Genomic DNA, 22,747 nt, shown 5'->3' on the forward strand with positions numbered 1-22,747 from the left:
AGTAAGGGGACCGAGCACCGTTCCCGCAGTTCTTGAGCGCGCCACCTCGACGACACGAGCCACCCACCATCGCGAGCAGCACCGCATGCGAACGGAGCGAAGGTGTCAACACGTCAGCTGATCGACCATCTCGGCCGCCTCGCTTTCGGCAGGGACTCCAACTGCGAGCAGTGGAAGGAACCACTTCGCCCAGGGCCGGCCATCAAGCCGATCAGTCGGCCAACTGCGCAAGCACCTCGGACGGGGCTGGGTCGCGCCGCCCCGAGCCCGGACTCGCCGGCGAGCGACACCTCGCGGCGCCAGAGTCCGACACCAGACCGGGGAGTCCGGAACAACCCATCGCCGTCCTTGGAGGGACACATGAGATGGCAAGCCCTTAAATCCATCAGAAGCAAGTCGGCCGGGTTCGGTCGGCTGGCCCTGATCGTCGCCGTGATCGCCGGGTTCCTGAGCTTCGCGTCTCCGGCGCAGGCCCAGGTGTCCTCCACCTGTGACCGGTGGGGTCAGTACACCCAGGGCACCTGGACGATCTACAACAACGTCTGGGGCGAAAACTCCGGCACGCAGTGCCAGACCGTCAACAGCATCAAGTCCTGGTACGTCGATGCCAACCACTCCGGCGGCGGGATCAAGTCCTACCCGAACACCTCGGTCCGGCCCCAGACGCCGCTGTCGCAGTTGAACTCGGCGGGCTTCTGGTACAACACGTCGTCGGCTCCCGTCGCCGGCAGTGACCACTGGAACTGGACGAGCGACTTCTGGTCGACCGGCAACCAGGACGAGATCATGGTCTTCACCAGCTGGTCCGGGACGGCAGGCGGCTGGGGAAGGCAGATCGCGTCCAACGTGACCATCGGCGGCGTCCAGTACGCGTCGGTCTGGCAGGCCGATCCCGGTTGGAACGTCCTGCAGCTCATCCCCGCCCAGCAGAGCGACACCGGCTCCATCGACGCCTCGGCGGTCTGGCGATGGGCCGCGTCGCAGAACCTCCTGCGCAACACCAATTTTGACACGATGCAGTTCGGCATCGAGATCACCTCGACCAGCGGCGTGCAGAAGCGGTACTCGCTGAACGCCTACAGCGCCTGGTGGAACAACACCTCCGGCGGCGGATCAAGCATCTAGCCGCAATACGCGCGACACGACGGTGCACTCCGTCCGCGCACAGAGACGAACGCCGGAGCGATTCCCCAACGCATACCTTGCCGCCGGGCCTCGAACGACGAATTCCGGCGGCAAGGTTTGCGGAGTCTTCGAATTCAGGCGGGGTGGAGGTGGCCTCGGGCCCGGCGGATGGTGACGCAGCGTGTGCGTAGGCGTTGGTTGGTGGAGTTGCGGAAGCCGTGGGCGGCTCGCGCGGCGAGCTTGATCATGCGGTTGATGCCTTCGCTCTTGGCGTTGCCGTGGCCGGTGGCAACGAACGCTTGGATCTCGGGCCAGTCGCAGTCGGCGCACCAGGTGAGGAACATCCAGCGCAGGTGGCCGGCTCGGTGCCGTGTCGGCGGAGCGGGCGCGTGCGAGCAGGTCACGCAGCTTCTCCTTGGCGATCCACGCGGTCAGCAGCGTCATGCCGATGTCGCCGGTGCCGATGAGCTGGTTCCACATCGTGCTGAACTGGGTGTCGGTGAGGTCTTCGCAGTTGCGCAGCAGGCGGCGCCGGGCCTTCCATTCCGGGTCGCCGGCCCGTCCGCGTCGGCCGCGCAGGGTGGCGGTGGCGCGGCGGCGCACCAGGTTGAGCATCTTGTTCGCCGGCTGGACGACGTGGAAGTGGTCGACTACCACGGTGGCGTGGGGCAGTCCGGTACGCACGGCGGCCCGGTAGCCGGGGGACATGTCGATGGCGATGTAAGCGATCTGCTCATGCCAGGGCTTGGGGGTGGTTGCCGGCCAGGCCTGCACGTCGCTGGGGGCGCGGCCTTCGGCCTGGCCCAGCAGGCCCTGGATCCCGGTTGCGTCCACGAAGCCGGTGTGCCAGCGGTCCGCCGTCGGCTCCCACCGGCCGGTGCCCGGATCCTGGCGCCACTGCATGCGACCTCGGCGGGTCTCGTCGATCCCCAGCACCGTCACCGGCTCGGGAGGGGCCGTCATCACCTCCTGCCCGACCTGCCGGAAGGCGTCCATCACCGTCGGCCACGACAGGCCCAGGTCCCGGCCGGCCTGCACGACCGTGGATCCGGCATCCCGCACCCGCCTCCCGGCCGCCTGCCGCAGCCGGGTGGTGATCCTCGCACCGGCCGGGACCTGGCGAACCTGCTCGGTGAACGACCGGCGGGCACAACCCGGTCGGGTGCAGTACCAGCGGCGTTTACGCCATACCAGCTCCAGCCCCCGCTCCCCGCAGGGCAGGTCACGTGGCCGGGTGACCACCCAGCCCTTCACCCGCGTGGCGAACACCCCGCACGCAGGGCGGGCCCGCGCCTGCTCATCGGCGGTGGCCAGGTACACCCGCCGGGTGCCGTCCTCCAGCCGCTCCACCCGCACGACGGCCAGGCCGTCAAGGTCGAGCAGCAACGTCGTATCGTTGTCCAAGCCCGTGGTTCCTGATGCTCGTTCTGCGTCGAGAACAGAAATGATCACTCACGACCACGGGCGTCCTGCTGCCGGGACCACCCCTGCCCCTCACCCAACGTGACAGCCAGTCAGCCGCTCAGGACGACACACCGCTCAAGTTCGAAGACCCGACATACGCCGACACGATCGCCTCGGCGGCATCCTCCACGCATACCAACATGCGGCGTGACCTGCATGGATGAGGTTTCCGGCAGGGGCACAGTCGCAGCAGCGCGGTCGACATCATGACGCGTGAACCACCGACTACGCGAGAGCGCCTACCCGAGCGGCGAGGCCGACGCGACCGGCTGATCGCCCACGGCCTGGAACAGCAGATCTTGGACGCCATCCTCGCGCAGTGCGGGACTGGAGAGGCGACCGGCCATGTCAACACTATCCACGAGGCCGGCTTCGCTCCGGCACCAAAGGGCTGTCCATCCGCCCAGCTCGGCCATTCGATCGGCTTGACCTGCGGCGTTCATCCATAAAGTCCTGCGAAATATTTCGGCGTTGCTCGCGAATCTTGCGAGAGGTATTGACGCCGCTCACCGGTCTCCTACCATCCAGATTGCTCGACACGTCGACGCTTTTTCGATATCGCGAACATATAGAGCTGCTCCACCCGCACAGCAGGGCACCTCCGTCACGCCCACCGAAACGGCCGAGCCGCAAGGAGCATGCCGCTCATGCAGATGTCATGGCTTCATCAGCTCTCCCGTCGTCGTGCGCTGGGGGCCGCCACCGGCCGCATCCAGGGCCTCACCGCCACCGCCACGGTCCAGCTCGACCACTCCGCGGTGCGGGACGGTGACCGGGCCGGACTCGCGCCGCTGCGCGACTCCTCCGCGTGGATCGGTGTCAAGCGCCGGGGCGGAGCCATGCGGGTGGCGATGGTCAGCGGGCTGACCATGGACAGCAACTGGAACACCGTCGGCACTGGCCTCGAGCTCGCGAGCGCGGACCGTTCCGGGGAGCTGCATCTGGCTGCGCGTCAGCGCGGACATCCGCCCCGGCGCGGCACGCCGGGACTTTCTCCCGCAGCATCGACGGCATCACGTTCACCTGCCTCGGACCCGACTTTTTCACGGGCAACGACTGGCGGTTGTTCACGGGCTACCGGTTCGCCCCTTCAACCACGCCACCCCGGCGCTCGGCGGCTCGGTCCGCCTCACACGGTTCGAGCTGTCCACGCCCTGAACCAAGCCGACCCCGGCCGCGCCCACCGCAACCGAAGGCCCAGGGCGCCACCGGTGTGTCAGAAGGTCCTGCAGGACCGAGAAGCCTCAAGGGGTCGGTCCGGTGCCCACGGACCGCTACGAACCGCAACCACATCGACAGTCCGGACAGCCTCTGGCGGGGCCAACCGGAACCGCTTACTCAAAAATCAAGAGGTCCTCATGCGCAGAGGAAATTCCAGCCGCAAACGTCTGCCTGCGGTGCTCGCAGCCGCGGTTGCGGCCCTGGCCTCGTTGGCGGCGACGCTCGTCGCCAACCCGGCTCAGGCGGCCACCAGCGCCTGTTCTCTTCCGTCGACGTACCGGTGGACGTCGACGGGCGTGTTGGCGCAGCCGGCGAACGGGTGGGTCTCGCTGAAGGACTTCACCAACGTGGTGTACAACGGCAAGCACCTGGTCTACGCGTCGAACGTGTCGGGATCGTCTTACGGCTCGATGAGGTTCAGTCCCTTCACGAACTGGTCGGACATGGGGTCGGCCGGCCAGACCGGGATGAGCCAGGCCGCGGTGGCGCCCACGCTGTTCTACTTCGCGCCCAAGAACATCTGGGTGCTGGCGTACCAGTGGGGTGCGTGGCCCTTCATCTACCGGACGTCGAGCGACCCCACCAATCCCAACGGCTGGTCCTCGCCGCAGCCGCTGTTCACCGGTAGCATCTCCGGCTCCGGCACCGGCCCGATCGACCAGACCCTGATCGGTGACGGCCAGAACATGTACCTGTTCTTCGCTGGTGACAACGGCAAGATCTACCGAGCGAGCATGCCGATCGGGAACTTCCCGGGCAACTTCGGCTCGTCGTACACGACGATCATGAGCGACTCCACGAACAACCTGTTCGAGGGGGTGCAGGTCTACAAGCTTCAGGACCAGAACCAGTACCTCATGATCGTTGAGGCGATGGGTGCGAATGGGCGCTACTTCCGCTCGTTCACGGCCTCCAGCCTGAGCGGTTCGTGGACTCCGCAGGCCAGCAGCGAAAGCAATCCCTTCGCGGGCAAGGCCAACAGCGGTACCACCTGGACCAACGACATCAGCCACGGTGACCTGGTCCGCAACAACTCCGACCAGACCATGACCATCGACCCCTGCAACCTGCAGTTCCTCTACCAGGGCAAGTCCCCCTCCGCGGGCGGTCCCTACGACCAACTGCCCTGGCGGCCGGGTGTCCTTACCCTGCAGCGCTAACCTGCCTGATCCACGGTGATCGCGATTTGTGCGGTCTGCCGGCGCGTAGACGAGCGGTTTACGGCATGGGCAACTTCCACCTGCTGACCGCCCGATAGTCACCGCCTCGAGGAACCCCAAGCCTGCGCCGGCTGGGGTTCCTCTCCTTTGTGAACTTCATCGTGGGTACGGACCGAAGCGCTACGACGCCTCTTCGCCACACCGGACGGGCCCACCGCAGCCTCGACCTACGAGCACCCGACGACCACCCGAGCGTCACCCCCTGCCCGCTGCCGTAGTCCGACGGCGACAGCTACTCGGCGGCCTGCTCAACTCCGCCCCGGCCGTTGGCGTTCCAGTAGACGGTGTAGTTGTGGCCGTGCGCGTCGTGGAACGGGCCCAGGTTGACGGTGGAGCCGTTGGCGGTGGCGGTGAAGGCGAGCGAGGTGCTGCTGGTCCGTGTGATCGAGGACGTGTTCAGCGACGGGAGGGAGTTGAGCGAGGTGTTGCCGTAGTTGCCGGACAGCACCACCGGGCCGTAGGTGACCGCGGCGACGTTCGCGTTGTCGTTGGCCGGCCGCATGATGATCCGCATGGGGAGGCGCACGGTGACCGTGTCGCCGGAGGTCCAGGAACGGGTCAAGGTGGCATAGCTGCCGGGTGTTGTGGTGATGTTCTGCGTCGTGCCGTTGACGCTGATGGTGGCCCCGGTGGTCCAGCTCGGGATGCGGACGCGCATGGCCCAGGTGCCGCTGACGTTGCCGGTGACCTGGAGGGTGGTGGTGTCGCTGACGGGGTACGACGTGGTCTGGGTGACCGTGATCCCCCGCTGTGACCAGTTGAGCACCGAGGGCACGAACAGGTTCACGATCAGCGTGGTGTCGCTGGAAAAGTAGACGGAGTCCATCAGCTTGGTGTGCATCTCCAGGCCCGTGCCCTGGCAGCACCAGAAGCTGTCGTAGTCGGTGCTCCAGGTGCCACCGCCCCACGCCGGACCCACCCCACGTCGGCCCCCCGGGTTGAGCGGGGTGAAGTAGGTGACGTGGCCGTGGTTGTCGGCCGGGTTCTGCTGGCCGATCATCTGGTTCAGCCACGCCCGTTCGTAGTAGTCGAACAACGCGACCCGGTCCGGGTCCAGCGTGAACAGCTCCCGGGTGAGCGTGAGCATGTTGTACGTGTTGCAGCTCTCGCACGTGTCCTGGTTCAGGTAAGCGGCGATGGCGTTCGGGGGGCGGAAGTGTTCCGCCTGGCTGTTGCCGCCGATGACGTAGGTGTGCGCGTTGACGCAGATGTTCCAGGCGTTGGTGGCGATGTCCCGGTAGCGGGTGGTGCCGGTGGCCTTGTATTCCCGGGCGGCGCCGATCCACTTGGGCACCTGGGTGTTGGCGTGCAGTCCGTTCAGCCGGTCCTGATTGGATGCCAGCGGGTCGAACACCGCGCCGTGGTCGAACCGTTGCGCGGTGGTGAGCCATCGCGAGTCGCCGGTCTGGAGGTAGAGGTCGGACAGCACGGCGTTCATGCCACCGAACTCGGTGCCCAGCGTGGACTGCATCTGCTGGCCGCTCAGCCGACCGGTGCGCCAGTCGACCCATCCGGCCAGGCTCAACAGCACGTCACGGGCTTGCGTGCTGCCCATATGGCGCCACACATCCAACAGGCCGGCCAGGAGCTTGTGGATGACGTAGTACGGCACGTTGCCGTTGGACAGGGTTCCGGCCTCGAGAGCGCTGAAGTCGGACTCGGGGAAGCCGGACAGGTACCCGCCGTTGAACCCCGCGGCGCCGTTGTTGGCCTGGCACTTGGCCAACTCTGCCACCATGTAGGCAGCCTTGTCCCGGCAGATGGTGTCCCCCGTCACGGCATACACCTGCGCCCACGCGGTGAGGAAGTGCCCCTGCACGTGGGTGCGGAAGGGGAACGTCGGTCCGTCCCAGCCGCCGTTGGAGGCGGCACCATGGGTGGGCAACCGGTGGTTGGCCCGGAAGTTGTACAGCAACCGGTCGGCATCGACGAACCGCAGGTAGTTCCGCGTGCGGTTCTCGTTGTCCAGCCATCGGCTCGCGGTCAACCGGACCTGACCGAGTTCGAAAGGATAGGCGGACACCCCGATCCCGGCCCGGGCAGGGGCGCTTTCCGCCCGGGCGGGGGAGGATCCGACGACGGATTCAGCGGCGGAGGCCACGGCCGTGGCCCCGGCGGCCTGCAGCAGCCGGCGTCGACTGACGGAGGAGGACAATGTGCACCCTTTCCATGATCAAGGAAAGCGGGATACGTCCGTGGTGCTGACATGGCCATGTAATGCTCTGCTCATTTTTGCGCTGCCTTGTCGTTGGTGCAATCCCTCGCCCCTGCCTTCCGCGGAACGGTGTGGGTGCCAAGAATCTTGTCCGCGCTGGTCGCGCTGCATGTTGGTACTCGCGGAGGGTTCCGCCGAGTCGGACGGCGCGCCGCCGACGGCGAGTAGGTGTCACGAAGCCCTACCCGCCGTCCCCACACCCATACGGAACTTGCCCCGCGGGTAGCACATCGGCGCGACCCGGGACACCTCGGCCATCAGACAGTCCGGGCTGCAGGGGCCCCGCCCTGGCTGTCGGGTTCAGGCCGGGTACGGCAGGTGGGCCTCCGAGGTGCCGGCGGGCCGGGTGTGCACGGTTGCGTTCGGGCCGCCGGTCCGCAGCTGCCACGGGTGCGGGCTGTCGGTGGTCACGTGCAGGTGGCCGCCCTGGCGGCGCAGGTGGAAGCGGGCCGTCTCGCCGGGGCCGTCGGTGCTGGGAATCACCACGGTGCGCTCGGCGCCGTCGGCGAAGGCGTGCACCCGCAGTTCGACGCCGTCCGCCCAGGCGGAGACCGGGTGCTGGTCGTCGGCTGCCAGCGCGATGACCGAGTCGGGGCGGGCCAGCAGCGGCAGGGTGTGGAAGCCGTGCTGCTCACGGGTCCAGCGCGGACCGGTGACCTGAGCCCCTGTCAGTACATTGGTCCAGGTGCCTTCCGGTACGTAGTACTCGACTGTGCCGTCGTCGGTGAAGACCGGGGCGACGAGCAGGTCGTCGCCGAGCATGTACTGCCGGTCGAGGGTGGCGGCGGCCGGGTCGTCGGGGAACTCCAGCACCATGGCGCGCATCACCGGGACACCGGTGGTGTGCGCCTGCTGCGCGGCGCGCTGGAGGTACGGGGCGAGGCGGTGCTTGAGCAGGGTGAACTCGCGGGTGACGTCGACGGCCTCCTCGCCGTAGTCCCACGGCACACGGTACGACTTGCTGCCGTGCAGGCGGCTGTGCGAGGAGAGCAGCCCGAACTGCACCCAGCGCTTGAACACGGCCGGGGTCGGGGTGCCCTCGAAGCCGCCGATGTCATGGCTCCAGAAACCGAAGCCGGACAGGCCGAGGGAGAGCCCGCCGCGCAGCGACTCGGCCATGGCGTTGAAGTGGGATTCGCAGTCGCCGCCCCAGTGGACCGGGTACTGCTGGCCGCCCGCCGTGGCGGAGCGGGCGAACAGCAGCGCCTCGCCCTCGCCTCGCTCGGCGCGCAGCAGTTCGAAGACGGCCTGGTTGTAGAGGTGGGTGTAGTAGTTGTGCATCCGCTCGGGGTCGGAGCCGTCGTGCCAGACGACGTCGGTGGGGATGCGCTCGCCGAAGTCGGTCTTGAAGCAGTCCACGCCCTGGTCGAGCAGCGTCTTCAGTTTGCCGGTGTACCAGTCGCGCGCGGCCGGGTTGGTGAAGTCCACCAGGGCCATGCCGGGCTGCCACAGGTCCCACTGCCACACGCTGCCGTCCGGGCGCCGCACCAGGTGGCCCTCGCGCATGCCCTCCTCGAACATCGCCGACTTCTGCGCGATGTACGGGTTGATCCAGGCGGAGATCCGCAGCCCCTGCTGCTTGAGCCTGCTCAGCATGGCGGCCGGGTCGGGGAAGGTCTCCGCGTCCCATGCGAAGTCGCACCACTGGTACGCGCGCATCCAGAAGCAGTCGAAGTGGAAGACGCTCAGCGGGATGCCGCGCTCGGCCATGCCGTCGATGAAGCGGCCGACCGTGGCCTCGTCGTAGTCGGTGGTGAAGGACGTGGTCAGCCACAGGCCCAGTGCCCAGGCAGGCGGCAGGGCCGGGCGGCCGGTGAGCGCGGTGTAGCGTTCCAGGACCTGCTTCGGGGTCGGGCCGTGGACGACGAAGTACTCCAGCGACTGGTCCTCGACGCTGAACTGGACCTGGCCGACCGACTCCGAGCCGACCTCGTAGCTGACCTTGCCGGGATGGTTCACGAAGACGCCGTATCCACGGTTGGTCAGATGGAACGGGACGTTCTTGTAGGCCTGTTCGCTGCTGGTTCCGCCGTCGGCCTGCCAGATGTCCACACTCTGCCCGTTCTTGGCGAACGGGGTGAAACGCTCGCCCAGGCCGTAGACCAGCTCTCCGACGTCCAAGGAGAGCTGGCCGAGCATGTGGTGGCGGCCCTCGGCGTCGGTGACGAAACCGGTACCGCGCTCGCCGGCGGAGGTCAGCACGCGTCCGCCGGCGGTGAACTCCAGCCGCCACGGCTGTTCCGTATCCACCCGCAGCGTCAGTTCGCCGGAGGACAGCTCCAGCACCGCTCCGTCCCGGCATACCTTGCCGGCGTCCGCACCGGCGCCGGGCAACGCGAACTCCGGTCCCCGGCGGACCGATCCGGCATGGTGGGTGGTCCGCACGCCGATGATTCCCTCGGCCGGGGACCAGCACTCCACCGTCAGTAGCGGGCTGTTGAGGGTCTGCCCGCGTCGGCTCACGTGTTTCACGGGTGCGTACAGCGTCATCCGGTGGTCATCGGCGCGGATGTCGGCGACCTCGGTGGCATAGCGGGCGGTGCAGCCCGGACGCATCAGCCAGTAGCCGTCTGTGAACTTCATCGGGCAGGTTCCTCCGTCCGCGCGCGGTGCGCGGTGATCAGCCCCCGGTACCAGTGGTAGCGGTCCTTGGGGGCGCGGTTCAGGGTGTCGTAGTCGATCGTCGCGATGGTGTGCGCTGGAGAGCCGGTGGTCCCACGCAGTGCTGAAGAAGCCGAGTCCGGCACCGAGCCTTCCGGTGCCGGACTCCTGTGCGGCGACTCCCGCGCACATGGGGTCGATGCGGAACTCAGACGGAGAAGGTGACGCGCGCGAGCCGCACCGGGCCACGCAGTCCGAGGCGGACGTCGTGCACATCGGCCGCCACGACGACGGGGACGCTCACCGTGGAGTAGTCGTAGGGCCCGGCCGTACCCGGGGACAGCGTGAGCACTGCCAGTACCGGACCGTCACCCAGCGAGAGTTCGACCGTGCCCTCACCCGCGGCCTCCACCGTGATTCCGGCAGCCCCCTCTCCGAAATCACAGTCACGGAATACCAGCTCGCCCTCCACGCCGGCCACTGGAGCGACGGAGTCACCGGAGGTCTTCGCGCGGTCCACGATCTCCGTGTCCCTCTGGTCGTCAAAGTCCACCGCGTCCAGGCCGCCTACCATGACCGGCCGGGGGACGGACGGCTCGCCGTCGAGGTCGACGGTCTGGACCAGGCGGATGTCCTCGCTGGACGCTCCGACGAGGATCTCGTGGAGGCCCGGTGCCACCCGCAGACGTCCCTGCGCCACGTCCCAGAACGCGAACGCCGACATCGGCACCCGGAAGGCAATCTCCGTGACCTCGCCGGGCGCGAGCGTCACACGCTGGTGCGCGGCCAGTTCCCTGCGGGGCCGTGGCACGGACGGCTCCATGGCCCGGGTGTAGAGCTGGGCGACCTCCTCCGCGGTGACGTCACCGGTGTTGCCGACCGTGAAGGACACGTGCAGAGTCCCGTCCTCGACGCGAGTCGTGAGGCCTTCGTAGGAGAAGGACGCGTACGACAGGCCGTGGCCGAACGGGAAGAGAGGCGTGCCCTCGAAGTAGAGGTACGTCTGGCGGCCAGCGATCACGTCGTAGTCGAGGAGGTCGGGCAGGTCGGAGTCGTCGGCGTACCAGGTCTGCGGGAGGCGGCCGGCGGGGGAGACGTCGCCGGCCAGGATCCGGGCCAGGGCGCTGCCGGCCGCCTGGCCGCCGTGGGCCGTCCACAGCAGCGCCGGCACCTCGGCGTGGTCGACCGCGTACGGGTACGCCGACACCAGCGCCAGCACCGTGTTCGGGTTGGCCGTGCGGGCCGCGCGCAGAAGGCGCTCCTGGTGGCCGGGGAGGGCCAGGGTCGTACGGTCCTCGGTCTCGCGTCCGTTGATGTGCGGATCGTTACCCGCGACCACCAGGACCACGTCCGCCTGCGAGGCGACTTGGCTCACCGCGTCCTCGCCGCTTTCGACGACGACGACCTCGAAGATCTCCCCGTCGCCGTCGGCGACCTTGAGGCCGTCGGCGGCGACGGAGATGGGGTGACCCGTACCGATGTGCCGAAGAAGGTGCCCGTTCTCGTGCGGTTCCAGGCGGAACGTCTCCTGGACGACCCAGCCTCCGGGCTGGTCCGCGGAGGCTCGGACATGGCCGTCCTCGGCGACGGAGAGATAGCGGCCGTCGGGGGCGCGCAGGGTCAGCACGCCCTCGCCCCAGTCGATGAGGGAGAGCTCGGTGCCGGTCGCGTCGGTGGTGAGCGGGGGCAGGTCCGTCCGGCCCGCGAGCAGGGCCGGGTCGAGGGCGCCTTCGACGCCGCGAACCTCGTCCTCGGCGTCCGCCTCGGGCACATGCAGGAAGGTTCCGGCCGAGGTCTTCAGCAGAATCCGGTCCACGCCCTCCGCGAACTGCACGCGCTCCGAGCCGAACCGCTCGCGCAGGCCCGCCAACGGCGTGCAGCGGTGCAGGAGCGTGCCGCTGTACCAGTCGAGCTTGCACTCGTCGGCGAGCAGACCGACCACGGCGAGCCGGGTGTCCGGGGCGAGCGGCAGCAGGCCGCCGTCGTTCTTGAGCAGCACGACCGCCTGCTCGGCGGCCTCCTGGGCGAGGGCGCGGTGGGCCGGGGTGTCGAAGTCCGTGGTGCGCGCGTGCGGGTCGTACTCCGGGTCGAACTCGCCGAGGCGGAAGCGGACGGAGAGCTGGCGGCGGACCGCCGCGTCGATGTCCGACTCGGTCAGCAGGCCCTGCTCCAGGGCGCCGCGGACCCGTCCGGTGATCTGCGAACTGTCGGTGCCGTGGTCGGTGAAGCTGTCGACGCCGGCCCGCAGAGCGGCGGCCGTCGCCTCCTCGTGGGTGTCGAAGTAGTGCTCGGAGTCGACCAGATTGGAGGGCGCGCCCGCGTCCGAGCAGACCAGCAGGTCCTCGTCGGTCCAGGTGCGCAGATGCTCGCGCAGATATGGCGAGACATGGTTCGGGCGGCCGTTGACCAGGTTGTACGCCGGCATCACACCGGCCACGGCGCCCGCCTCGACCGTTTCGCGGAAGGCGCGCAGGTCGTATTCGTGCAGGACGCGCGGGCGGACCGAGGAGGACGTGACGTCGCGGCCCGTCTCGTTGTTGTGGGCCAGCCAGTGCTTGAGGACGGGCGCGGTGCGCCAGTACGTCGGGTGCTCGCCGCGCAGGCCGTGCGTGTAGGCGGTGGCGATGGCCGAGGTGAGCTTCGGGTCCTCCGAGTAGCCCTCCTCGTTCCGGCCCCACAGAGGGTGGCGCAGCAGGTTCACGGTTGGGGACCAGACGTTCAACCCCACGCGGTCGTCCCGGGCGCGCATCGCCCGGACCTCCTTGGACACCGCCTCGCCCACCCGTCGTACGAGATCTGTGTTCCAGGTCGCGCCCAGGCCCACCGCTTGCGGGAAGACGGTGGCCGGACCCATCCAGGCCACGCCGTGCAGGGCCTCTTGGCCGGTGCGGAACGCGGCGACGCCGAGCCGTTCCACGGCGGGCGCGAACTGGTGCAGGAATCCGATCTTTTCGTCGAGGGTGAGCCGCGACAGAAGGTCGTCGATGCGCTTCGCGAACGGCAGTTGCCGATCACGGAAAGGCGGAGTTGGCGGCGTGTTTGCGGTCACTTGGGGGTCCCCTTGCGGTGGAGCGGTGAGGCGCTTTCGAAGCGCTTCGATGCTCAGTCGACCCGGGGGTGGGTGTCAAGTCTCCCCGGCGCAATATCTCCGACTCCTGACTGTTATTCAGGTGAGATCTGGGCGTGGTCGGGTCCTCCACACCTCGGAGGAATCTTGGAATCGACTCTTGTGCGCCCTCATGCCTTCACTTAACCTCGCAGCAACATCGAAGCGCTTCGACTAAGAGGCCGACCCGCCCTGTGTGGTGGGTGCTCCTCGGTAAGTGGTCGGAGGACTGCTTCAGCTCAGCGAGTTCCACTCAGGACACTACAGCCGACGGCCACCGCCGAGTGTCCAGGTGCGCCATGAAGGGTTGACGCAATGACGCCGAATGCCGCCTCCATCTCCTCAGGACCCAGCCGGAGAAGCTTCCTCGCCTCCACAGCGGTCGCCACCGCAGCGGTGGCCGGTGGGATGCCGCTGCTCACCGCCTGTGGGGGTTCGGACAACGGTTCGCGAGAGGGTGCCACGTCGGGCAAGGCCGCAGACAAGCTGATCCCGACGTACGTCGCCAGCGCGGTCGCCAAGCCGGACCTGCCGTCGAAGAACGGTTCGTCAGCCGGCTACACCAGCAAGGTCGACATCGCGGCGCTTGCCACCTCGGTCCCGGACAAGCTCGGTACCGGCGCTCCCATCAAGATCATGTCCCCGTTCTGGGGCACCCCTCCGAAGCCCGGGTGTGCGTACTACAAGGGGGTCGATGCGGCGGCGGGCACCAAGGTCACCTGGCAGAACCAGGACGGCACCACCTACGGCGAGAAGCTCGGCGCCGTCCTCGCCTCCAGCTCCATACCCGACATGGTGGTCGTGCCCAGCTGGGAGATGGTCAGCAACAAGATCCCGAACGCGGTGAGCGCGAAGTTCATGGACCTCGGCCCCTACCTGGCGGGCGACAAGGTCAAGAAGTACCCGAACCTGGCCGCGATCCCCTCCGACTCCTGGCGCATGTCCATCTTCGGCGGCGCGCTGCGCGGCATTCCGATGCCCTCCGCCCCCGCGACGTTCATCATGCCCTACTACCGCAAGGACATTTTCGACAAGAAGGGCTACACCGTACCCAAGTCGGCCGACGAGTTCCTCAGTTGGGCCAAGGACGCCACCAGCGCCAGGGCCAAGGTGTACGCCTGCGGCGACATAGCCTGGGTCTCGGGGAGCATCTTCGGCGCCTGCCCCGGCTGGAACATCGATGACGACGGCAAGCTGAGGTACGGCTTCGAGCGGCCCGAATACCTTGAGGCCCTGGAGTGGACCCGCAAGCTCTTCGATGCCGGCGTGGTCCATCCCGACGACAAGGCGCGCACCGGCGACGCGGGCCAGCGGTTCACCGCCGGAGAGATCCTGGTCTACGCCAGCGACGCCTCCGCCTGGTACGTCAAGACCGCCGAACAGGCCAAGGCCAACCCCGACTTCCAGATCGAGGCCATGGACATCTTCGGCGCCGACGGTGGCAACCCGACGCTGTACGCCTCCGCGCCCGCCACCATCTGGTCGATGATCCGCAAGGGCGCCTCCAAGGAGACCGTGGAGAACGCGCTGGCCGCCGCCAACTTCGCGGCAGCGCCCTACGGCACCAAGGAGCGGATGCTCGTCGACTACGGCGTCGAGGGCACCCACTACACGGTCAAGGACGGCGTCCCGGTCAAGAACGACCGGGGCAACTCCGAGGTGATCAACGCCTGGGTGATGCTGGCGGCCCCGGCTCCCTACTTCGCCCACCCCGACTTCCCCGAGGTCGCCCGCAAGCAGGCCGAGTGGCAGCAGCGGATGGGCGCCTTCATGAAGAAGACGTCCACGTACGGCATGAACATCGTCGAGCCGACCCGATACGCCAGCCTCACCAGCCAGTTCGAGCAACTGCAGATCGACTACGTGCGGGGCCACAAGAAGCTGTCCGATGTGCAGCAGGCCATCTCCACCTGGAGGTCCTCAGGCGGCGACAAGCTGCGCGACTGGTACAAGAAGCTCCTCGACAAGAACGGCAGCGGCAACTGATGTCCATCACGGCCGGTAGCAGGCCTGACGGGACCCGTCCCCCCGCGGCCGTCGAGGAGCCGACGGCCGCGGTCGCCTCCGCGGCGGCGAAGGACCGGGCGCCACGCAGGACGAGCAAGGCCGGCAAGGCGGGCAAGGTCCCCTGGCGGATCCGGCTGCGCCGCGACCGCGCGCTCATCCTGATGACCTTGCCCGTCATCGTCCTGCTCCTCCTCTTCAACTACGTCCCCCTGCTGGGCAACGTCGTCGCCTTCCAGGATTACGACCCGTACGTCTCCAGCAACGGCATCACGGCGATCTTCCACAGCCCCTGGGTGGGCGTGGAGCAGTTCTCGCGGATGCTCGACGACCCGCTGTTCTGGAGCGCCACGAAGAACACCATCGTCCTGTTCATGCTCCAACTGGTGCTGTTCTTCCCGGTCCCCATCGTCCTCGCGCTGGTCATCAACAGCGTGATCCGGCCCCGGGTGCGGGCCGTGGCGCAGGCGATCATGTATCTGCCGCACTTCTTCTCGTGGGTCCTCGTGATCACCGTGTTCCAGCAGATCCTCGGTGGCGCGGGCATCATCGCGCAGACCCTGGAGAAGCACGGGTGGAGCGGCTTCGACCTGATGACCAACGCGGACCTCTTCAAGTATCTGGTCATCGGGCAGGCCGTCTGGAAGGACGCCGGCTGGGGGATCATCGTCTTCCTCGCGGCCCTGTCCGCCGTCAGCACCGACCTGTACGAGGCCGCCGCCATGGACGGCGCGGGGCGCTGGCGACGCATGTGGCATGTCACGCTGCCCGCGCTGCGCCCGGTGATCGCCCTGCTGCTGGTCCTGCGGGTCGGCGACGCGCTGAGCGTGGGATTCGAGCAGTTCCTGCTCCAGCGGTACGCGGTCGGCGCGGGGGCCAGCGAGGTCCTCGACACATACGTGTGGAACATGGGTATCCAGAACGGCGACTTCAGCTATGCGGCCGCGGTCGGCCTCGCCAAGGGAGTCATCGGAGTGTGTCTCGTCCTGGGCGCGAACAAGTTCGCGCACCTGCTCGGCGAGCAGGGGGTGTACAAGAAGTGAGTGTCAACACGCAGCTCATCCGCAGCCTGAAGGCTCCCGCCCGCCCCGCCTGGGAGGAGCCGCCGAGCAAGGTCGGACTCACCGCCAAGGGCGGCTTCCTCCTGCTCTGCTGCCTGGGGGTGCTCGGTCCGCTGTGGATCGTGATCGTCACCAGCCTGTCTCCCAAACCCGTGATCGACCGGGTCGGCGGCCTCGTCGTGATCCCTCAGGGCATCACCTTCATCAACTACACCGAACTGCTCAGCGGTGGCCAGGTCAGCCGCGCGATCATGGTCTCGGTCGGTGTCACGCTCTTCGGCACGCTGTTCTCGATGACGGTATCGGTGTTCGCGGCCTACGGGCTGTCCCGGCCGGGCAGCCTGGGGCACCGGTTCTTCCTGATGACCATGATGGCGACCATGTTCTTCGGAGCCGGGCTCATTCCGACGTACCTTCTGGTGCAGTCGCTGGGCCTCACCGACAGCTATCTGTCGCTGGTTCTGCCGAGCGCGGTCAGTGTCTTCAACATCCTCGTCCTGCGGGCCTTCTTCATGGGGATCTCCCCCGAGCTCACCGAGTCCGCTCGCATCGACGGGGCCAGTGACCTGCGCATCCTGCTGACCATCATCTTGCCGCTGTCGCGCGCGGTACTGGCCGTCATCTCCCTGTTCTACGCGGTCGGCTACTGGAGCGCCTGGTTCAACGCCTCCATCTACCTCACCGACCAGCAGATGATGCCGCTCCAGAACGTGCTCATCCAGCTGGTCCAGAAGAACACCCAGGCCCCGACCGGCCTCCAGCAGGCGGTCCACACCGGACAACTCTCCTCTCTGGGGCTCCAGATGGCCGTCATGGTCCTCGCGCTGATCCCTGTCGCGGTCGCCTCCCCCTTCGTCCAGCGGCACTTCAAGAAGGGCATGCTCACCGGAGCCATCAAGGGCTGAGCCCCCTGGGCTCCGAGTCCCGCCGTAGGTCCGGCCGTCGTGTGCCGCCCCCGGCTCTGCCGTGGCTGGTCGCGCAGGTCCCGGAGCCCCTGGCCCCAGCTCAACTTCTCCCTTCGTCAAGTCCGAGGTATGTCATGGGCACGTTTCACTTCAGCAGACGTTCCGTTCTTGCCGGTTCCGCTGCTGCCACGGCCGTCGCGAAGAGCGGATACCGGTGGCGCAGCGTCGTCATGGGCGGCACTGGTTCCATCACCGGCGTCCTCTTCAACCCCGCCGTCCGCGGCCTCGCCTACGCCCGCACCGACATCGGCGGTGCCTACCGCTGGGAGGACCGGGCCGACCGCTGGATCCCGCTGACCGATCACCTCGGCTGGGACGATGTGAACCTGCTCGGCGTGGAGGCCATGGCCGTCGACCCGGCCCACCCGAACCGGGTGTGCGTCGCCACCAACGGGCGCGGTGTGCAGTACGGGGAGTCCGCCTGATGCCCGGCCTGAGTGACGCGACACGGGGCCGCCTGCTCTTCGGCGGCGACTACAACCCCGAGCAGTGGCCCGAGGAGACCTGGCACGAGGACGTCCGGCTGATGAACGCGGCCGGGGTCAACTCGGTCACCCTCGGCGTCTTCTCCTGGTCCACGCTGGAACCGGAGCCCGGCGCCCGGGAGTTCGGCTGGCTGGACACGCTGATGGACCTGATGCACAACAACGGCATCGGCGTCGTCCTCGCCACTCCCACCTCCTCACCCCCGCCCTGGATGGGGCGGCTGCACCCGGACACCCTGCCCGTCACCGAGGACGGCCGCACCGAGTGGTGGGGCGGCCGGCAGCACTTCTCGCACTCCAGCGCCACCTACCGGCGCTACGCCGCCGCCATCACCGAGGACCTCGCCGCCCGCTACGGCGGTCACCCGGCCCTCACCATGTGGCACATCAACAACGAGTACTGCACCTTCGACTACGGCGACCAGGCCGCAGCCGCCTTCCGCCGCTGGCTGCGCGAGAAGTACGGCTCACTCGACGCCCTCAACGAGGCATGGGGCACCGCCTTCTGGAGCCAGGGCTACGACACCTGGGACGGCATCCTGCCGCCCCGCCTGCCGCACTACATGCGCAACCCCGGTCAGATGCTGGACTTCAGGCGCTTCACCTCCGACATGCTCCTGGAGTGCTACGTCGCCGAGCGGGACATCGTCCGCCACCACACCCTGCACCTCCCGGTCACCAGCAACTTCATGCCGCTGTGGCTCGGCCAGGACGCCTGGCGCTGGGCGGAGGAGGAGGACGTCGTCTCCGTCGACATCTACCCGGACCCGCGCGACCCGCTGGGCGCCCAGGGCGGCGCACTCGTCCAGGACATGACCCGCTCCCAGGCACGCGGGCCGTGGATGCTCATGGAGCAGGCGGCCGGGCCCGTCAACTGGCGGGGGGTGAACCACCCCAAGCCACGCGGCCTCAACCGGCTCTGGTCCCTCCAGGCCGTGGCCCGGGGCGCCGACGCCGTCTGCTACTTCCAGTGGCGGCAGTCCCGGCAGGGCGCCGAGAAGTTCCACTCCGGCATGGTCAGCCACGCCGGGGAGGAGGGGCGGACCTATCAGGAGGTCAAGCAGCTCGGCGCGGACCTCGCGCGGATCGCCCCGGACGTCACGGGCCGGCACGGCACCGCCGACATCGCCGTCCTGCACGACTGGAACTCCTGGTGGGCCGGCGCCCAGGACGGCCGCCTGTCCACCCAGGCGGACTACCCGGACGTCCTGCGCGCCTGGCACCGAGCACTCTGGCAAGCGCACCTCACCACCGACTTCGCCCACCCCGAGCACGACCTGACGCCGTACCCGGTGGTCGTCGTTCCACAGCTGTACGCGCTCACCGACGCGGCGATCGACAACCTCCTCGCCTACGTCCGCGGCGGCGGCACCCTCGTGTGCGGTTTCCAGACCGGCGTCGCAGACGAGGACGACCGGGTCCGCCCCGGCGGCATGGACGCCCGGCTGCGCGAGCTGTTCGGCATCCGCACCCTGCACGAGTGGTGGCCGCTGGGCGCCGGGGAGACCGTCACCTGCGAGGGCTTCCGGGCGTCCCTGTGGTCCGAGGAGCTGGAGGCCGACGGCACCGCCGAGGAGAGCGTGCCGTACGAAGGCGGTGAACTCGACGGACTGCCCGCCGTCCTGCGCAAGGGCCGGGCCTGGTACGTCTCCACGCTCCCGGAGCCGGAGGCGCTGCGCGACCTGCTGGCCCGGATCGCCTCCGGCGCGGGCGTCCGGCCGGTGCTCGACGGCCTCCCCGAGCAGGTCGAGGCCGTACGCCGGGGCGAGGTGTTGTTCGTGCTCAACCACGGCCGCGAGCCGGTGACCGTGGAGGTGCCCGGCACCCACCACGACCTGCTGACGGGGGAGGCCGTCACCGACCGGGTGACCCTCGGCCGCTACGGCGTGGCGGTGCTCCGGCCATGACCGCGATCAACGGGCCCGTCCACGGCACCTGGGAGCCGCACCCGGCCGCCCGCTGGGAGGACGGCTTCCTGAGCGGCAACGGCCATCACGGCGCACTTGTGTTCGGGGGACCGGACGCCGAGCGGGTCGTCGTCACGCATCACACCCTGGTACGGCCGGGCGGCGACGGCGAGCACCGCCGGCCGCCCCGGCTCGCCGCCGAACTGCCCGCGCTACAGGACCGCCTCCTGGCAGGCGACCGCACCGCCGCGGAGGGCTTCACCGACGGCCGTCCGATGCAGTGGGTACGGCCCTTCCACCCCGCCTTCCAAGTCCGTCTGACCCGCCCCGTCGCCGGCTGCCACGACTACCGCCGCGACGTCGACTTCACGACCGGCGTCGTACGGGCGACCTGCGCCGGCTGGAGAAGCCGGGTCTTCGTCTCCCGCGCCGACGACGTGATCGTCCAGCACATCACGGCGCCCGGCCTCACCCTCGACATCTCCCTGGACCACCGCCTCCCCGGCGCCCCCGCCCACCTGGCCGTCGGCCACGGAGCCGTCGTCACCCCCGAGGGCGCTCTGCTGAGCCTGCGCGCCCGCTACCCCAACAGTGACCGCGCCTTCACCGGCGTCACCCTGGTCGTCGTCACCGGCGGCACGACGACCCTCGCCCCACCTCACGCGCACGTCGAGGGCGCCCGTTCCGTAACTCTCCTCACCCGGGTCCGGCGGCACACCGGCGAACTCGACCTGACCGTGGAAGGCCGGGCCCTGCGCGACCTGCCGACGGTGTACGACGAGCTCCTCGAACGCCACGTCGCACTCCACCGCACCGCCTATCAGCGAGTCACCCTCGATCTCGCCGCCAACGCGGCCGAACGGGCGCTGCCAGGCTCGGAGTTGCTGAAGGCCCCGCGCGACGCTGCCCTGCTGGAGCGCCTCTTCGCGGCCGGCCGCTACCACCTGCTGTCCGCGGGCGGCCTCTTCCCGCCCCGCCTGACCGGCCTGTGGACCGGCGACTGGAACACCGCCTGGTCGGGCGCGTTCACCAACAACGCCAACCTCAACCTCCAGACCGCCTCCGCCGCGGCCGCCGCCCTTCCCGAGGTCACCGAGGCCCATGCCGCGCTGATTCACCGCCAGCTCCCCGACTGGCGCGACAACGCCCGCGCGGTCTTCGGCGCCCGGGGCGTGGTCGCCCCCGCCCACACCGACGGCGAGTCGGGCCACTCGTACCACTTCAACCGCGAGTACCCCCTGCACCTGTGGACCGCGGGCGCCGACTGGCTGCTCAAGCCGCTCGTCGACCACGACGAGACCCACGGAACCCGCGACCCGCGCACCGCGTCCGCCCTCACCGAAGTCGCCCTGTTCTACGAGGACTTCCTCACCCGCGTCGACGACGACGGCCACCTCGTCGTCGTTCCCTCCTACTCACCCGAGAACCGCCCCGCAGGCGCGAGCTGGGGCACGATCAACGCCGCCATGGACCTCTCAGCGGCCCGCCACGCCCTGCTCACGGCGGCCGACTACCACTCGGACACCCCGGAAGCCGACCGCTGGCAAGCTCTCGCCGAGCGGCTCCCGCCGCATCGGATCAACGAGGACGGCGCCCTCGCCGAATGGGCGTGGCCCGGCCTCCTGGACTCCTACGACCACCGTCACCTCAGCCACCTCTACGGCGTCTGGCCGCTCGACGAGATCACCCCCTACGACACCCCCGACCTCGCGGCCGCCGCCCACCGCGCCCTCGAGCTGCGCGGCGCCGAGAACGACTCCGCGCACGGCCACCTCCACCACGCGCTCATCGCCGCCCGGCTCCGGGACGGCGAACGCGTCGCCCACGCCCTAGGCCAGGTCCTGGACGGCGACTTCTTCCACGCCTCCCTGATGAGCGCCCACTACCCGAACCGCCACGTCTACAACGCGGACGCCGCGCACACCCTGCCCGCCGTACTGATCGAGATGTTGCTCCAGTCGACCCCCCACCGACTGGCCCTCCTGCCCGCGCTGCCGCCCGCTCTCCCGGCGGGCCGACTCACGGGCGTGCGCACGCGATTCGGCGCCGAGGCCGAACTGACCTGGGGGCCCGACGGGGCGACGGCGGTCCTGAGGCCGACTCGGACCGTCCGAATCGAAGTCAGATCTCCGTCCGGCGAGGCGGAGCTGATCGATCTCGTCGCCGGAGAGGACCACGCCCTCAGCATGGGGGCGTGGTAGCACCCCCCCACAATTCCCCTCACCCGTGGAAGAGACACCTGGTTAAAAGCAGAACACGCAAGATCACCATGGCGGTGCTCGCGCCGGCGATGGCTCTCGGCGCCACCGTCGGCCTCGCCTCCGCCCCCGCTTCGGCTGCGGCAGTCTGGAACTCCTGCGACCAGTGGGGCAGCACCAGCCTCGACGGCTACAAGCTCTTCAACAACATCTGGGGATCCGGCGCGGGCAGCCAGTGCACCTGGGCTGCCCGGCGGCGAGACCATCGGCGACGTCCAGTTCGGCTATGAGATCACCTCGCCGGAGGTTGCGAGTACCTCGTCGCCGGCTCTCTCGTGTCCGGCCGCACGTATGTGACGAGGGCTCGCTCCGAGCTCGCGGCGGCAGGCCTTGTTGAAGGCCTGGAGGTCGGCAATGCCCACGGCCCCGGCGATGGCGGTGATGGACAGAGTGGACGACAGAAGGAGGTGGCGGGCGCGTTGAAGGCGCCGGCGCCGGACGTACGACACGACCGTGAGGCCGGTCTCGGCACGGAACACGCGCGTCAGGTGCGTGTGGGAGATTCCGACGGCCCGAGCGACGTCCGGTACGGACAGCGGGCCGGCCAGGTGCTCCTCGATGTAGCCCTGGGCGGCGGCGACGAAGGGGTGGTGGCGCCCGGCTCCGTCGTTCCTCGGCAACTCGGCAATGCGCCACAGGGCGGCCCAGACCTCGGCGGAGGCCCGGGAGGGAGAAGCCGGCATGGCCGTCACGGCGTGTCGGAGCAGATCGGCCAGGCGCGTGCTCTTGGCCGCGGCGTCCTGCATCACCGGTACCACCCGCGCGGTTCCGCCATCGTGAAGCCGTAGATGAACGTAGAAATGCTCCGATCTGCCCCGGTAGTGAAAGTGTACCTCCGTGTTCGGCGGTACCAGGCTGACGTGACCGGGCCGGATGGCGTGGACCGACTGCCCGAGGGAGAGTTCGCCCGCGTAGTTGTACAGGTGTAGCTGCCACAGGTCGGGCAGCCGGAAGACGTCGTGCGCGGTGGAGACACCGTGCACCCCGACGCCGGCATCGACCACGGTGGGCGGCTCCTCGAGCCGTAGTGTTACGAGCTTCACGAGGACGGAAATTTACCAGCAATGGAGGATTTTAGGCCACGACTCAGCCGGACGGAGCACGTACGTTCGTCG

The 22,747-nt window shown here is 68.8% G+C and carries 11 protein-coding genes and 5 pseudogenes; 9 read left to right on the plus strand and 7 right to left on the minus strand.

Translation table 11 applies throughout. The features are described from left to right. Nucleotides 1–360 precede the first annotated feature (360 nt). Nucleotides 361–1,125 carry a hypothetical protein gene (locus tag ACH4S9_RS15980; protein WP_311730115.1) on the plus strand — a complete coding sequence of 255 codons (765 nt, stop codon included), beginning with the start codon at nt 361–363 and terminating at the stop codon, nt 1,123–1,125. A gap of 134 nt (nt 1,126–1,259) precedes the next feature. On the opposite strand, the gene ACH4S9_RS15985 is transcribed toward ACH4S9_RS15980, so the two are convergent. Next, nucleotides 1,260–1,469, minus strand: coding sequence for a transposase (locus tag ACH4S9_RS15985; RefSeq protein WP_361188818.1), 210 nt, complete (start codon nt 1,467–1,469; stop codon nt 1,260–1,262). Between the two features lie 43 nt (nt 1,470–1,512). Next, a pseudogene (locus tag ACH4S9_RS15990) lies at nt 1,513–2,577 on the minus strand (ISL3 family transposase); the annotation flags it as partial. 713 nt (nt 2,578–3,290) lie between these two features. Here ACH4S9_RS15990 and ACH4S9_RS15995 point away from each other — a divergent pair. Both ACH4S9_RS15995 and ACH4S9_RS16000 read left to right on the plus strand, forming a co-directional pair. Continuing rightward, nucleotides 3,291–3,747, plus strand: a pseudogene (locus tag ACH4S9_RS15995) (xylosidase); the annotation flags it as partial. Nucleotides 3,748–4,067: 320 nt separating this feature from the next. Further along, nucleotides 4,068–4,970 (plus strand): annotated as a pseudogene (locus ACH4S9_RS16000) (non-reducing end alpha-L-arabinofuranosidase family hydrolase); the annotation flags it as partial. A 322-nt stretch (nt 4,971–5,292) separates the two neighbouring features. On the opposite strand, the pseudogene ACH4S9_RS16005 reads toward ACH4S9_RS16000, so the two are convergent. From ACH4S9_RS16005 to ACH4S9_RS16020, 4 genes and pseudogenes are all read right to left on the minus strand, one after another. Next, a pseudogene (locus tag ACH4S9_RS16005) lies at nt 5,293–7,185 on the minus strand (glycoside hydrolase family 127 protein); the annotation flags it as partial. Between the two features lie 360 nt (nt 7,186–7,545). Further along, entirely contained in the window at nt 7,546–9,828 is a 2,283-nt protein-coding gene (gene yicI, locus ACH4S9_RS16010) for an alpha-xylosidase (protein ID WP_398372308.1), read from the minus strand. After that, nucleotides 9,825–9,992: a hypothetical protein gene (locus ACH4S9_RS16015; protein WP_398372310.1), complete on the minus strand. Its 168-nt coding sequence runs from the start codon at nt 9,990–9,992 to the stop codon at nt 9,825–9,827. Before ACH4S9_RS16015 ends, yicI begins: the two co-directional genes overlap by 4 nt. Nucleotides 9,993–10,054: 62 nt before the next feature. After that, entirely contained in the window at nt 10,055–12,895 is a 2,841-nt protein-coding gene (locus ACH4S9_RS16020; RefSeq protein WP_398372312.1) for a glycoside hydrolase family 3 C-terminal domain-containing protein, read from the minus strand. Nucleotides 12,896–13,267: 372 nt separating this feature from the next. Here ACH4S9_RS16020 and ACH4S9_RS16025 point away from each other — a divergent pair, with 372 nt between their 5' ends. The 6 genes and pseudogenes from ACH4S9_RS16025 to ACH4S9_RS16050 all read left to right on the plus strand — a co-directional run bounded on the left by ACH4S9_RS16025 (nt 13,268) and on the right by ACH4S9_RS16050 (nt 21,575). Then, a complete protein-coding gene (locus tag ACH4S9_RS16025) occupies nt 13,268–14,938 on the plus strand; it encodes a Tat pathway signal sequence domain protein (RefSeq protein ID WP_398372314.1) in 1,671 nt (556 codons plus the stop codon). Beyond that, nucleotides 14,938–15,999, plus strand: a complete 1,062-nt coding sequence (locus tag ACH4S9_RS16030) for an ABC transporter permease (RefSeq protein ID WP_398372316.1) — start codon at nt 14,938–14,940, stop codon at nt 15,997–15,999. The genes ACH4S9_RS16025 and ACH4S9_RS16030 overlap by 1 nt, the downstream gene beginning before the upstream one ends. After that, nucleotides 15,996–16,922 (plus strand): carbohydrate ABC transporter permease, encoded by a 927-nt coding sequence (locus tag ACH4S9_RS16035; protein ID WP_014182541.1) that lies wholly within the window; start codon nt 15,996–15,998, stop codon nt 16,920–16,922. The genes ACH4S9_RS16030 and ACH4S9_RS16035 overlap by 4 nt, the downstream gene beginning before the upstream one ends. A 134-nt stretch (nt 16,923–17,056) precedes the next feature. Next, nucleotides 17,057–17,368: pseudogene (locus ACH4S9_RS16040) on the plus strand (1,4-beta-glucanase); the annotation flags it as partial. A 38-nt stretch (nt 17,369–17,406) separates the two neighbouring features. Next, nucleotides 17,407–19,374, plus strand: coding sequence for a beta-galactosidase (locus ACH4S9_RS16045; RefSeq protein ID WP_398372318.1), 1,968 nt, complete (start codon nt 17,407–17,409; stop codon nt 19,372–19,374). Next, nucleotides 19,371–21,575: a glycosyl hydrolase family 95 catalytic domain-containing protein gene (locus ACH4S9_RS16050; RefSeq protein ID WP_398372320.1), complete on the plus strand. Its 2,205-nt coding sequence runs from the start codon at nt 19,371–19,373 to the stop codon at nt 21,573–21,575. Before ACH4S9_RS16045 ends, ACH4S9_RS16050 begins: the two co-directional genes overlap by 4 nt. A 281-nt stretch (nt 21,576–21,856) precedes the next feature. On the opposite strand, the gene ACH4S9_RS16055 is transcribed toward ACH4S9_RS16050, so the two are convergent. Beyond that, a complete protein-coding gene (locus tag ACH4S9_RS16055; protein ID WP_398372323.1) occupies nt 21,857–22,675 on the minus strand; it encodes a helix-turn-helix domain-containing protein in 819 nt (272 codons plus the stop codon). Between the last annotated feature and the right edge of the window lie 72 nt (nt 22,676–22,747).

The organism is Streptomyces sp. NPDC021225 (assembly GCF_044332865.1).
In the GTDB taxonomy this organism is placed as follows: Bacteria; Actinomycetota; Actinomycetes; order Streptomycetales; family Streptomycetaceae; genus Streptomyces.

What these genes read in the sequence shown, in the direction of transcription:
- ACH4S9_RS16050 (WP_398372320.1), top strand. Translation starts at nt 19,371, where the DNA reads ATGACCGCGATCAACGGGCCCGTCCACGGCACCTGGGAGCCGCACCCG.
- ACH4S9_RS16045 (WP_398372318.1), top strand. Translation starts at nt 17,407, where the DNA reads ATGCCCGGCCTGAGTGACGCGACACGGGGCCGCCTGCTCTTCGGCGGC.
- ACH4S9_RS15980 (WP_311730115.1), top strand. Translation starts at nt 361, where the DNA reads ATGAGATGGCAAGCCCTTAAATCCATCAGAAGCAAGTCGGCCGGGTTC.
- ACH4S9_RS15985 (WP_361188818.1), bottom strand. Translation starts at nt 1,469, where the DNA reads ATGTTCCTCACCTGGTGCGCCGACTGCGACTGGCCCGAGATCCAAGCG.
- ACH4S9_RS16025 (WP_398372314.1), top strand. Translation starts at nt 13,268, where the DNA reads ATGACGCCGAATGCCGCCTCCATCTCCTCAGGACCCAGCCGGAGAAGC.
- ACH4S9_RS16030 (WP_398372316.1), top strand. Translation starts at nt 14,938, where the DNA reads ATGTCCATCACGGCCGGTAGCAGGCCTGACGGGACCCGTCCCCCCGCG.
- yicI (WP_398372308.1), bottom strand. Translation starts at nt 9,828, where the DNA reads ATGAAGTTCACAGACGGCTACTGGCTGATGCGTCCGGGCTGCACCGCC.